At 42.2% G+C, this 13,825-nt stretch carries 12 protein-coding genes; 2 read left to right on the forward strand and 10 right to left on the reverse strand.

What is annotated here, in order from left to right:
• Positions 1 to 174: 174 nt before the first annotated feature.
• Entirely contained in the window at positions 175 to 1,467 is a 1,293-nt protein-coding gene (tyrS, locus tag NBH14_RS00250) for a tyrosine--tRNA ligase (RefSeq protein ID WP_186957866.1), read from the reverse strand.
• Positions 1,468 to 1,601: 134 nt separating this feature from the next.
• Entirely contained in the window at positions 1,602 to 2,282 is a 681-nt protein-coding gene (locus NBH14_RS00255) for a TatD family hydrolase (RefSeq protein ID WP_186957867.1), read from the reverse strand.
• A 92-nt stretch (positions 2,283 to 2,374) separates the two neighbouring features.
• Between NBH14_RS00255 and NBH14_RS00260 the strand changes: the two genes are divergently transcribed.
• The gene (locus NBH14_RS00260) at positions 2,375 to 4,675 is read left to right on the forward strand and encodes a hypothetical protein (protein ID WP_186957868.1); all 2,301 of its coding nucleotides are present in this window, start codon (positions 2,375 to 2,377) and stop codon (positions 4,673 to 4,675) included.
• Positions 4,676 to 4,692: 17 nt separating this feature from the next.
• Here the strand turns inward: NBH14_RS00260 and yidD are convergent, their stop codons facing one another.
• Genes yidD through NBH14_RS00300 form a run of 8 tightly spaced genes read right to left on the reverse strand, consistent with a single transcriptional unit; the run spans position 4,693 to position 9,370 of the window.
• Positions 4,693 to 4,914, reverse strand: coding sequence for a membrane protein insertion efficiency factor YidD (yidD, locus tag NBH14_RS00265; RefSeq protein ID WP_009860402.1), 222 nt, complete (start codon positions 4,912 to 4,914; stop codon positions 4,693 to 4,695).
• Entirely contained in the window at positions 4,914 to 5,300 is a 387-nt protein-coding gene (rnpA, locus tag NBH14_RS00270) for a ribonuclease P protein component (RefSeq protein ID WP_046145890.1), read from the reverse strand. The genes yidD and rnpA overlap by 1 nt, the downstream gene beginning before the upstream one ends.
• A complete protein-coding gene (locus NBH14_RS00275) occupies positions 5,290 to 6,057 on the reverse strand; it encodes a uroporphyrinogen-III synthase (RefSeq protein WP_044215119.1) in 768 nt (255 codons plus the stop codon). Before NBH14_RS00275 ends, rnpA begins: the two co-directional genes overlap by 11 nt.
• Positions 6,054 to 6,782, reverse strand: coding sequence for a DUF4271 domain-containing protein (locus tag NBH14_RS00280; RefSeq protein WP_186957869.1), 729 nt, complete (start codon positions 6,780 to 6,782; stop codon positions 6,054 to 6,056). The genes NBH14_RS00275 and NBH14_RS00280 overlap by 4 nt, the downstream gene beginning before the upstream one ends.
• Positions 6,783 to 6,819: 37 nt before the next feature.
• On the reverse strand, positions 6,820 to 8,169 hold the full coding sequence (lpdA, locus tag NBH14_RS00285; RefSeq protein ID WP_186957870.1) for a dihydrolipoyl dehydrogenase: 1,350 nt from the start codon (positions 8,167 to 8,169) through the stop codon (positions 6,820 to 6,822).
• Between the two features lie 10 nt (positions 8,170 to 8,179).
• A complete protein-coding gene (locus tag NBH14_RS00290; RefSeq protein ID WP_186957871.1) occupies positions 8,180 to 8,566 on the reverse strand; it encodes a hypothetical protein in 387 nt (128 codons plus the stop codon).
• On the reverse strand, positions 8,563 to 8,985 hold the full coding sequence (locus tag NBH14_RS00295) for a PH domain-containing protein (RefSeq protein ID WP_186957872.1): 423 nt from the start codon (positions 8,983 to 8,985) through the stop codon (positions 8,563 to 8,565). The genes NBH14_RS00290 and NBH14_RS00295 overlap by 4 nt, the downstream gene beginning before the upstream one ends.
• Before the next feature lies 1 nt (position 8,986).
• The gene (locus NBH14_RS00300) at positions 8,987 to 9,370 is read right to left on the reverse strand and encodes a hypothetical protein (protein WP_186957873.1); all 384 of its coding nucleotides are present in this window, start codon (positions 9,368 to 9,370) and stop codon (positions 8,987 to 8,989) included.
• 1,243 nt (positions 9,371 to 10,613) lie between these two features.
• Here NBH14_RS00300 and NBH14_RS00305 point away from each other — a divergent pair.
• Positions 10,614 to 13,814 (forward strand): SusC/RagA family TonB-linked outer membrane protein, encoded by a 3,201-nt coding sequence (locus tag NBH14_RS00305; protein ID WP_186957874.1) that lies wholly within the window; start codon positions 10,614 to 10,616, stop codon positions 13,812 to 13,814.
• Positions 13,815 to 13,825: the final 11 nt, after the last annotated feature.

The raw sequence follows: 13,825 nt of genomic DNA on the forward strand, positions 1-13,825 counted from the left end.
ATTGATAATAAACGGTCTATTTAGATTGTGTTGTCCCACGAGGACTCGAACCTCGTCAGACAGAACCAAAAACTGTAGTGCTACCATTACACCATGGGACAATCCGGCGCTTTATCTAAAGCGATGCAAAGGTAAGAATAAAATCTTACCTTGCAAGCGTTTTCAGCATTTTTCTTATTTTGCAATCAGCAGATAATAGTTCTTTTTACCTCTCTGAACCAGCAGGTATTTTTCATTCAACAGAGAAGAACAGTCGATAACAGTTTCTGCATCAGCCAGTTTTTCTTTGTTTACACTGATACCGCCACTCTGCACCAGTTTACGCATCTCACCTTTTGAAGCGAAAACGGCAGCTTTCTCTGTGAGCAGGTCGATAGCTTTTACGCCGGCACTCAGTTCGTCACGGCTGATCTCAAACTGCGGAACGCCTTCAAATACGGCCAACAGCGTGTCTTCGTCGAGCTTCATCAAAGATTCGTGGGTAGAGTTACCGAACAGGATATTGGATGCTTCAACAGCAGCTTCGTAATCTTCCAGGGAATGAACCATTACAGTGATTTCCTTTGCCAGGCGTTTCTGCAACGGACGAAGGTGGGCAGCTGCGGCCTGTTCCTCTTCCAATGCGGCTATTTCTTCTTTGCTCAGGTCTGTGAAGATCTTGATATATCTGGCGGCATCGGCATCGCTTACGTTCAACCAGAACTGGTAGAATTTGTAAGGAGAGGTATAACGACGGTCCAACCATACGTTACCCGATTCCGTCTTACCGAACTTACCACCGTCGGCCTTTGTGATCAGCGGGCAGGTCAGGGCGAATGCCTCACCACCTGTTTTACGGCGGATCAGTTCAGTTCCGGTAGTGATGTTACCCCATTGGTCGGAACCACCCATCTGCAAGCGGCAACCTTCGTTCTGGTACAGGAACAGGTAATCGTATCCCTGCAACAACTGGTAAGAAAATTCAGTGAAGGACATACCTACACTCGATTCGGAGCTAAGACGTTTCTTTACAGAATCCTTAGCCATCATATAATTAACTGTCAGGTGTTTACCGATATCACGGATAAAATTCAGGAAGGTATACTCTTTCATCCAGTCGTAGTTGTTCACCAACTTGGCTGCGTTAGGAGCATCTGAATCGAAATCCAGGAACTTTGACAACTGTTTTTTGATGCTGTCCTGATTGTGGCGAAGCGTTGCTTCATCCAGCAGATTACGTTCTGCAGACTTCATTGAAGGGTCTCCGATCATACCGGTGGCACCACCGACCAGAGCGATAGGACGGTGTCCGGCACGCTGCAAATGCTTCAGCATCATTACACTAACAAGGTGTCCGATATGTAATGAATCGGCCGTCGGGTCAATGCCTACGTACGCAGAAGTCATTTCTTTCTGTAACTGCTCTTCTGTTCCGGGCATCATATCATGAATCATGCCCCTCCATCTTAATTCTTCAACAAAATTCATCGTTTTAATTATTCATTATTATATAGTTAATGTGGGCAAAGATACGACTTTATGCAGACACATAAATCATAAAGTGAACATAAACGTGATGAAAATGTTACATAATTGTAGCAAAATTGTTACAATTATGCACTTCATAGAATCGGTAACAGACGATGTACTGTTAGTTCAACCTGGTTACCCAACTCATCAACAGATATTTGAAGGGCAGCAGCGATATGCTGATAGATTTCCTGTATAGGACAGGAGGATTCGTCTGTTTCAATCAACAAACGTTCCGGCCAGGCTTTGCGCAAAGCCGATTCCTGGAAGTGCTCCCCAAAAGAGAGGTAAAAGCCTTGTTTCAATAATTGCTCAGCCTGCTCTCCCTTTTTACGGAAGCCGTGAATAATCCAGGGCATAGACGGAGCGCATTTCTTACGGATAGCGATCAATTCTTCCCACGCCCTGACGCAATGGATGATCAAGGGTTTCTTCAACTCTTCAGAAACACGAATCTGTTCTTCAAATACCTTGACCTGCAAATCAAACGGTATGGATATTTGCTTATCCAGCCCGGCTTCTCCTATCATTATCACTTGCTCATTCAGGGCCAATTCCCGGAACCACGCCAGTTGCTCTACCGCCTCCTCCTCCCGGATATACCACGGATGGATACCGCAGGATACAGGTTGCCCGGAAGATACATCTGAAAGAGTGCCTTTTCCTACAATTACATTGTAACAAGCCACTACATCCTCTGCCACAAAAGTCTGTACCGAGTGAGCATGTATATCATAATATACAGTATTTATCTGCCTTTTCAATTCATTCATAATGAACGACAAATATAACAAATAGACGGAAGAATATCTTGTAAACACACATTATTATACGTATATTGCAAACACGAATAAAAACCACTCTTATGAAACGCTTGAATATATGCCAATCCGTATTGACACTGATCTGCCTGTTTTGCCTGCAACACAGTTTTGCCCAAGTCTTCCATACAGAACAAATTTTTGTGGCCCCTGCTAAAGAAAGTTGTATGCCGGGCGATACATTATCAGTCAGCGGACAACTGTTCGCACCGGGTAATCCGGAGTACCAGCCATATAGCCGATACGTTTATCTGGAATGCATCGACCAGAAAGATTCTCTCCTACTCAGACAAAAAATAACATGCGACGAAAAGGGATATTTTTATACCGCTATCCCGACTTCGCCTGAATGGAGATCAAATATCTGTTATCTGCGGGCATACACCCGGCTGATGCAGAACTATTCAACGGAAAGTTTTGCCATAGTGCCATTCTTGCTGGGAGCAACACATCCGAAAAAAGAAAAGCCGGCCCGCGAAATACACAGTCACTTCTTTCCGGAAGGAGGCAGATTCGTGAATGGATTCCAACAAAATGCAGTGTTTCAGCTAACTGATGATGACGGTTTCCCTGTTTCCACTACCCAGGCATTCCTTCTCGATGAGAAAAATGATACGATAATACATCATATTCCAGTTTCTGAAAACGGATTAGGGAAACTCACATTCCAACCGGAAACAGATAAACAATATCAGTTACAGGCAGAATATGACGGGCGTTTCTTTACCTTCCCATTGAATTTGAATCCGGCAGAAGCCACCTTACAGGCTGTCATAAACAGAAAACGCCTGTCATGCCGTATCCTGTCAAATGAAGAAGGGAGCCATTACCGGTTGTTCCTATATCATTCCGGCAAAGGACTACAGGAAATCCCCTTCCATGCCGAACAAAAGATAGCAGCCGTCGACTTATCCGATTATCCGACAGGAGCACTTGCTCTTTTTTTGACGGACAGCGCATTCAATTTGTTAAGTGAACGCATTTTATGGCAAGAAAGCCCGGAAGAAAAACAGATCATATTCAACTGCTTATTACCACAGACGACTGTCTCCCCGCAAGATTTCCTGAAGTTTCAGCTGGATACCCCACAGAATAGTTCTGTCTTCGTCCGGATAGCCCGACAGCATGACCTGCTAGCCACACAAGCCTACCCGGCTTTATGGCTCGGTGGAGATATTATTTCGCCGGTTCGTTTTCCATTTATAAACAGTCAACAGACAGAGGAACTGAATACGGAATTAAACCATTGGCTATATATAGCCCGGTTTGTTCTTTTCGCACCTGAAACCATATTAAAAGAAGGAATAGCTTATCAATACCCTATCGAAGACGGGCTTTTTCTATCGGGAAAAGCCTGGAAAGATAAAGACAAGCCTTTCGGTCCCGGACTGATCGATGTGCAAAACACAAAGGACTTTTCTTTTTATACCGGCGAGATTGATAAGGAGGGTAACTTTATTCTTCCGGTCGACAATTACCCGGACGGCACCGGATTCCTGCTGACCGGCAAAAACAATAAAGGAAAAAAGACAGACTGTTCGTTCACCTTATCGGAAGAGACATATCCTGAAATCAACATACCGAACCCGCTGTTCCTGAAAACCCGGTTACAGACAGATATTATCCTGGGTGATACCAGTATCCGGTATAGCATTGATGAAAATGAACAACGTGTTTATCATATCGACAATGTAACCGTACAAACCCATAAGAAGGTAGACTTCCGGGAAATGAACCGGAATCCGAATAATTATATCGATGAAGAGACATTAGCCCAACGCTCCGGTCAAAGCATACGTTCCCTGTTGAATCGGTTTACAAAAATCAGCTTGATAATGAGCAAAGGGAGCGGGAGCGGAGAAGTCGGATTATTACAGAAAGCCGCAGCCATCCAGGAACCTAAAGACAGAGAAAAAATGGAAAGAGAGTACAACGAACTGACTATCGTCTGGAAATCGGCAAAATACAGTTCTTTAAGCGGAGGAAACACTCCTTTGAATATCGTCGTAAATGGCGAACCGGTCTTCGGGAACATTGAACATATCCTGCAATGGAATGCTGGAGATATCAAATCTATCGAACTGATCGAGCCGAAAGATTCACGCAGTACAATTTACAACACCCCCAACGGAGCAATCGCAATCGAAACATTAAAAACTCCCCGGACGTATGAAGACGGATCACAGGGAGAGACGGTTTATCCCTTCGGACTAACCATCACAGACAAACAACCCGAAAAGCATATCAAAGCCCCGTCACAACCGGGAAAATACCGCCTGCTCATCGACGTGATAACAGATGACCGGAAGATAGTCTCTTTCAACAAAGAATTTGAAGTAAAATAAGAAACTGGGAAATGATTTTACGGCACCGGATCATATCCGCTTCCGCCCCAGGGATGGCATCGGAGCAGCCGTTTGACAGCCAGATAAAGACCTTTTATGGGACCGTGTTTTTTCAGTGCCTGCACAGCATATTCGGAACAAGTAGGTGTGTACCTGCACGAAGCCGGTGTCATAGGTGAGATACAATATTTATAGAAATAAACCGGCAACAGGAGAAGTGTTGTAAAGAATTTCTTCATTATTCCTTGTCGCGCAATATCCTGATTGCTTTTGTCATCGCTTTCTCCATATCGGTAAAAGGATGGATTTCCTTATCCAGATAGAGGAAGGCAATAAGCATGCGCTTGTTTTTTTCTGTCAACGGATCGATCAGATCGTATTTACGCACCCGGTAGGCTTCACGCACCTGACGCTTGATCAGGTTCCGTTTTACGGCGCGTTTGAATTTCTTCTTGGGGACGCTGATCAGGATAGAGACAGGAGCAGACATCTCTTCCTCCAGCGGTAAATAAACAACCCGCAGTGGAAACGCCACAAACGATTGTCCTTTTTCAAATAACAGGTCAATGTAACGTTTCCACGACAGGCGCTCTTCTTTAGAAAGGGTATACCTTTTATTTTCCATTCTTTTTGTTTCCACCCAACTCTTTCTTCAGATACAAATCCAGAGCAGCCGTCATCGACGGAGCCTCGGGAGTAGGTGCTTCCACATCCAACCGGAGTCCGGCGTCCTTCACAGCCTTCGCTGTCGTAGGGCCAAAGCAGCCGATCTTTATATCTTCCTGTTTAAAGTTCGGGAAGTTCTTCAATAATGAAGAGATTCCTGAAGGGCTGAAGAAGACCAACATATCGTAATCGAATTTCTCGTCTTTCGCAAATTCGTTACTGACCGTTCTATACATTACAGCTTTTGTGTAGTTGATTTTCTTAGCTTCCAACATAGCCAACAGATCATCTTTGTGCACATCGGATACAGGCACCAGATATTTTTCTTTCGCATGCTTTCCGATAACAGTCACCAGATCTTCAGGCTTTCCGGTCTGGCTAAAAAAGATTTTACGTTTTCTGTACACGATATACTTCTGAAGATAAACTGCAACAGCTTCTGTCATACAGAAATATTTCATTGTTTCCGGAATGGCTACACGTAGTTCTTCACATAAATGAAAAAAGTGGTCAATAGCTGTACGGGCGGTAAATATTACTGCCGTATAGTCCAGAATAGAAATTCTCTGCTGTCTAAACTCTTTGGAAGAAAGAGCTTCTACTTTGATAAAAGGACGGAAGTCGATCTCGACCCCATATTTCTCCGCAATGTCGAAATACGGTGACTTCTCGGATGCAGGCTTCGGTTGTGATACCAGCAACTTTTTGATGTTCAATGCCATAGAGTACTCGTCTCAATAAAGTTATACAAAAAAATCATACCTTCATACAAAAATATGAGGGGTAGGATTTCTTGGGTGCAAAGGTACAAACTAATATATAAAAAACCGACATTATTCTTGTGAAATATCCGTATTGTCTTATAAATTATTACAAAACGACACAAAAAATAGAAAATACAAAACAATATTACGGGAGCTAATGTTTTACTTCCTACGAACATCAACCATACGACCGGAATATATAATAACATCCCCCAGGACCCCATAATTGCATTATAATTCTTCTTCCAGAATTTATATTTATCGGGGGGCGAAAAGACAAAGCCTAACAGATAATAACTCAACTGTTTGAACTGGTAAAACAGAAATAATACTGAAAAAATAATCAGAATGGCAAAGAGTACCTCCTTTTCTTCCAGATGATTGACCATCCCTCTTGCCCGGGCAATGGCAAACAAGGCAATACTGCAAAGAAACAAAGCCTGAAAAGTCATAAAATTACGGAAGAAAGAACCACTTTTACCGATGGTTTCGTCAAACAGGTTTTGCCGCTCCTTCAGATACACGACATCTTTCAGCATCTTTACAAAATGCTGAAAATTAGAGCGAAATATAATAGCAAAGGCAATCAGCAGGGACAAAAGCAGCGAGAAGATCACATCATCCACCAGCTGCCCGTCCCATAAACGAATGCCTACATACCCTTCAAACATATCCATGCGCTGCGATTTAGCTTTGCAAAGATAGAGATTTAAATCAATAAAGTGCTTCTTTGATTATCTCTCCGACAGTAGGATGCGGGAATACGATTGATTTAAGCTCTTCGGCTTTCATGCCTTTCTCGATGGCAAGACCTGCTATCACGATCAGTTCAGAAGCTGGATTTCCCAGCAAATGAGCGCCAATCACCGTTTCATCTTCGGCCAGGATCAGCTTGCAGACACCGTTTCCTTGCTCATTTTCTGCCACGAAACGACCGGAAAAAGCCATCGGCAACTTCTTTACCGTATAAGGGATTCCTTCCGCCTGCAATTCTTCTTCAGTTTTACCTACACCGGCAATCTCCGGATTTGTATAGACAACACCCGGGATTGCTTTATAGCTCATTCCGCCACCGGCTTTTCCCTGAATATGTTTCACGGCGACTTCCGCCTCACTTACAGCGGTATGGGCAAGCAAAGAGAAGGCGGTGATATCACCACAAGCATATACGTTCGGCAAAGAAGTCTGCATGTATTGATTCACTTTTATACCGTTCCGGAAAGGCTCGACACCCAACGTTTCCAGTCCGAAACCTTTGGTTACCGGATGGCGGCCAACGCTTAACAATACTTTTTCTCCATTGATGACAAAGCTCTCCCCGTCTTTCTCAACGGTGACTTCGCCATTATGAACAGCTGTCACTTTATGACTCAGATAGAATTTGATACCTCTTTTTGCATATTCAGCCTGAAGCATATCGGATAATTCCTTATCCATCGGACCTAATATTTTGTCCAGCATTTCTACCACATGTACCTCCGTTCCCATGCTATTGAAAAAAGAGGCAAACTCCATACCAATCACGCCGCCACCGATAATAACGAGGGATGCGGGAAGCTCTTTTGTCTGCAATGCTTCACGGCTCGTCCAGTACTCAGTTTCTGCCAGGCCGGGGATCGGTGGGATCACCGTTTCAGAGCCGGTACACAGTAACAGGTTGGCTGCCTCATAAGTTTCTTCACCACAGGCGATAGTGATAGTTCCGTCAGCAGCACGCCCTTTAATTTCAGCCTCTCCGTTGACGACAACAACCCCATGTTCCGTCATTTTCATTCGGATACCGGCAGTCAGCTTTTTCACCACCTTATTTTTACGGGCAATAATTTTAGGAAAATCAAATGTAGGATTCTCCGCTTTAACAGCATATTTCTGTGCATGTTTAATAGTATCATACACTTTAGCCGAATAAAGCAATGTTTTTGTGGGAACACAGCCTTCATTGAGGCAGACACCTCCCAAGGCATTTTTTTCAAACAACACAGTGGATAGTCCACTGGCAGCCGCTCTCTCAGCAGCCGTATAACCGGCAGGTCCTCCCCCGATTATAGCAACGTCGTATTTCATGTTTTCAGATTTAATTAAGTTTTATATTTGGATTTATTTCTAATAAAGTTGATATAAAAGTATCGATATCTTTCACAGCAAAGAAACGTTTCCGTTCAGCCTTACCTCCTGGCCAAGTATAGAATACCCTGATCCCTTTATTGATTTCTTGAATACGGTAAATCTGATCTACCTGAATCGTTCCGTTTCCTTGAAGTACATTTATATCGGTCAGCTCATAAGGTTTCAAATAGGCCACTATCATAAAAGGCAAACAACCTAATAATCCTCCACAGTATGCAAATCTGAGTGAAGTCAACGCCACACAAAGTAAGACTAACAATAAAAAAACAGAAAATAAGACAATAGGAAACCATATCGCCTTGTGACTGAAATCTTTTTTAAATTTCGCTTTCATAACAATCCTTCATTACTCTTGATCTGAATATCCGGATTAATTTTCTTCAACAGCTTCACAAACTCTTTCTCGTTTTGCGGAGATATCAACATCCACATTTTTCCTTCTTTCCAGATAACGATTCTGTCCAACGATAAGGAATAACTAAATACAGGCAGAATGGAAGGTTGTAACGCCTCTATATCAGCGATGGCAATCTCTTTTTTAGGAAAGAAGCCGCAACGGAGCAGCAACATTCCGTCTGCCGTAATCACATAATAGGTATTAAAAAATACATGCAACGTCAATGCACTGGCAACCAACGATGTAACAATAGCCGCTACATTCTGATGTAACACAGATATTACACACAATACTGCCAGCACAATGATCAATAAATGATACCACCAGCCGATCTTAGATTTAAAGACTCTATCCATTTTACGAATTTTCGCGCAAGATAGTCATTTCTTCATTTACTTGTTGTAAAGCAGCCACAAATCCTTCGGTATCGACCGGATAGACCGTGTTGGTGTACTCCTTGTCTTTATAAGGTCTGCTGTAATAGACCACCACACTGCCAGATTCTTTTACTAATATCTTATCAATGGATTCAACTGGGACAGCGATGAAATTACCTTGCGTCAAATATTTGTCATCTACATAATAAGGCTGGAAGGCAATAATAAGCGGTGCCAGTACTATAATATAAGTAAACCAAGGAAGATTATTCAAATAAAATAACCCCAAAATAATCAATACACAAACAGCGATTGAGAGATGTTTCGGAGTTATCATCCGTTTTCTAAATGCTTTCTTTTCCATAACCTTATGTATTAAAGTTAGTAATAAGCAATATTACGAATTTTTGCTCACATTAAAAAGTTTATTGGCCTTCAATATCATTGCATGAAAAAGCATAAATAACAAAACGATAGCTAAAAAGATCATTTTATGACTCAAATAGCATATTAAGCCTATTTATATAACTGCACAACCAAGCCAAGTAATCATTCTAGCACATCAAAATAAATATATATTAACAGTTTTCTTCTTCAAATAGATTTCCTACTTTTCCTAATCATTTTTCCAAACTCGTTTAAAACGAATTTTTTTTCGTTTTAAACGGATTGTTAATTTGTTTTAAACAAGAAAAATGTTAATTATAGTCAAAACGAATAGTCGTTTACAACTTTATAAGTGGGAAATAGATGTTATCCAACAGGTTTTACGATCTGGAACAACATTATAACAGAGCGTTTTAAAAATACATTATGAACACAAACAAACCTGACAGCATAAACTTTGACACTAAAACGCGAAAGAATAATATATAACAACATCAAATCAACGCACAACATACCATTATGTCATATCACAAAATCCCGACAATCGCATAAAACTCAATCGCCCCGCCCTTTACCCAACACAACGCAACTACAACGAGATAAAATATCATTTTGATATATCAGTATAAGACGATATTTTATAATTTAGCAAATAACAAAATAACATTTACCTCACTGATGCTCTAATTATTTTCATAACGTACTTTAGTTTAGAACTTATCTGACGGATGCCTGCACATAATCTTTCCCCTATATGATCATATTAGAAGGAGTATCCCAAAAAAGGAAAGCCAATTTACTGAAATGTAGATATTTACAAAAAATAAAAAGATAAAAAAGACAAAGATAAAAGAAGTATAAAAACGACCTGAGTTCTGATAGAACTATTTAAATATTCGCTACAAATATATAATATATTTTTTAATATTCTATCATGTATTTCAATATTTCGTCAATTTATTCCTATAATTATAGAATATATTTAAAATATCACTTAAAAAATTAGACCTATACTCCCCGCCATTCTACTACACTGAAAAAAACAACAGCTTACGCGTTATTTTCCCTTTTTCAAATCTGCCCAAAAGATATTAGTTCTATCAGAACTAATACAAAAAACAAAAGTGAAATGCTCTGCGCTAACGCGTAAACTGCTGAAAAGCTTGGGATTACCTTAGAGTTAACAACGTTTTAATTTAAACAAAATTAAAAGTACTACTATGCTTAAAAAAACGCAAACAGTTAGTTTCATACTACTTTCGCTGGCTCTCTCTTTTGGAGGGAATGTTCACGCCTCTGAAGTCAGTACTGGAACTTCGATCACACAACAAACAGAAAAAATCACAGGAACTATCGAAGATGAGTTCGGGCCTGTTACCGGGGCCTCTGTTGTAGTAAAAGGAACCACAAACGGAACCGTCACAGACATGAACGGAAATTTTAGCCTTTCCAATGTCAAAAGAGGAGATGTGATACAAGTCTCCTTCATCGGTTATACACCACAGGAAATTAAGTACACCGGCCAAAGCCCTATCAAAGTACAATTAAAAGAAGACACCCAAACACTGGATGAGGTGGTAGTTGTAGGGTTCGGTACGCAAAAGAAAGTAAACCTGACAGGATCTGTCAGCATGGTTAATGCAGAAGTTATCGAATCAAGACCAGTTCAGAACGTCTCCCAAGCCTTACAGGGAGTTGTTCCGGGTCTGAACTTCTCCGTAAACAGTGGTGGCGGTTCGCTGGATAATACAATGAATGTAAATATCCGTGGTACCGGTACGATTGGCGACGGTTCAGGATCAGCCCCGCTCATCCTGATCGACGGTATCGAAGGAAACATGAATGCGATCAACCCGAACGATATCGAATCAATTTCAGTTTTGAAGGATGCGGCATCCGCTTCTATTTACGGAGCACGTGCATCGTTCGGTGTTATCATGATCACAACCAAAGGCGGTAAAGCCGGAAAAACAAATGTCAGCTATTCCGGTAACGTCCGTTTTACAGATGCTTTGCAGATTCCTGAAATGATGGATTCTTATCAGTTCGCACAATATTTTAATGCAGCAGCGGCAAATGCCGGTCAAAGTGCCGTTTTCAGTGCCGAAGTAATGCAGCGTATTGTCGATTACCAGGCAGGGAAGATATCAACGGTTTCCACTCCCAACTCGCAGGGAAAATGGAATATGTATGCAGGTGCAAATGCCAATACAAACTGGTTTGGAGAAGTTTATCGCAACTGGGCTCCTTCGCATGAACATAATCTGAGTGTCAGCGGAGGTAGTGAAAAAGTTACTTACCGTGTAAGCGGTAGCTTTATGAACCAGAACGGTTTGATCCGTTACGGAAAAGACAAATTCAACCGTTATACGATGGATGCGAAGATTTCCGCTAAACTGACAGACTGGGCAACAATGAACTATACCAATAAATGGACACGCGAAGATTACGACCGCCCGACTTATATGACGGGATTGTTCTTCCATAATATCGCACGTCGCTGGCCGACTTGTCCGGTGTATGATGACAACGGTTACCTGACAGACGGTATGGAATTACTTCAGATGCAAGACGGAGGTACTCAAACGCACCAGAAGAATTATTACACCCAGCAGTTAGGTTTTGTGTTCGAACCGGTAAAAGACTGGTTCATCCACGCCGACGGAAATATGCGTACCTATACTAATAACCAGCATTATGCGGTTTTACCGGTATCGGCTCATTATGCAGACGGAAGTCCTTATTATATCAGTTGGGATGGAGGAGCCTCCTATTCTCCGGGTGCCAGCCGTGTGTACGAATATCGCTATAAAGAAGATTATTTCACGACTAATATTTATACCGACTATTCGAAAACGTTCAACGGGCATTTCATTAAAGCCATGGTCGGTTTTAATGCCGAGTTGACTAAGTATGACTCTACTTCCGGTCAGGGTGATAAACTGATTTCAGCAGAAACGCCTTATCTCGGTCAGACTACAAGCGAACAGAAAGTGAGCGGTGGTCGTGCCGAAAACTCCGTAGCTGGTTTCTTCGGTCGTATCAACTATAATTACGAAGACCGTTATATGGTCGAACTGAACGGACGTTATGACGGTTCATCCCGTTTTATCGATGATAAACGTTGGGGATTCTTCCCGTCATTCTCTGCCGGTTGGAACATCGCACGTGAAGCATTCTTCGGTGATTTGGCTGATATCTTCAGTACATTGAAGCTGAGAGGTTCCTGGGGACAGTTAGGAAACACCAATACAAATGATGCCTGGTATCCTTTCTATCAGACAATGCCGACAAGCACGGCTAACGGTTCCTGGTTGGTAGGTGGCACAAAACCGAACCTTGCCGGTCTACCGGGTATCGTGAGCTCTTTGAAAACATGGGAAACAATCGAATCATGGGATGTCGGATTAGACTGGTCTTTACTGAGTAACCGCTTGACAGGTTCGTTTGACTATTTTACACGTTACACGTATGATATGATCGGTCCGGCTCCCGAATTACCTTCCGTTTTAGGTGCTGCTGCTCCGAAGATCAATAACTCGGATATGAAATCCTACGGTTTTGAAGTGGAACTCTCCTGGAGAGACCGCATCCGCGATTTCAGCTATGGTGTCAGATTCGTCTTATCCGATGCACAACAGGAAATCATGAATTATCCGAACGAGTCGAAAACATTGGCTTCCGGTCATTATGGCGGGAAGAAGCTGAATGAACTCTGGGGATATACGACAGTCGGAATTGCACAGACACAGGCCGAGATGGACGCACATCTGGTTAATAACAAACCGAGTTGGGGTTCCAGCTGGAGTGCCGGTGATATCATGTATGCCGACCTGAATGGCGACGGTGTGATAAATAACGGTGCCAATACAGTAGACAACCCGGGGGATATGAAAGTAATCGGTAACAGCACGCCTCGTTATAATTTCGGTTTGACGTTGGATGCTGCTTGGAGAGGCATTGATTTCTCTGTCTTCTTCCAGGGTATCGGTAAACGCGATTATTGGCTGGACGGTCCGTATTTCTGGGGAGCAAACGGAGGTATGTGGCAATCTGCCGGATTTACAGAACATTGGGATTTCTGGCGTGGCGAAGATGATGCGCTCGGTGCTAACCTGAACGCTTATTATCCGCGAGCCAGCTTTAACGGAGGCAAAAACCAATACAGACAGACTCGTTATTTACAAAATGCAGCTTATATCCGAATGAAGAATTTACAAATAGGATATACGTTACCGAAACAATGGTCTTCAAAGGCAGGAATGTCTTCTGTACGCGTGTACTTATCCGGTGACAATTTATTGACTATCTCCGATATCACAGGGGTATTCGATCCCGAAACATTGGGTGGTGACTGGGGTGACGGTAAACTGTATCCATTGTCACGTACAATATCTGTAGGTTTGAATGTTAACTTCTAAATATTATCAAT

Source organism: Parabacteroides caecihominis (assembly GCF_023656785.1).
GTDB classification, from domain to species: domain Bacteria; phylum Bacteroidota; class Bacteroidia; order Bacteroidales; family Tannerellaceae; genus Parabacteroides; species Parabacteroides segnis.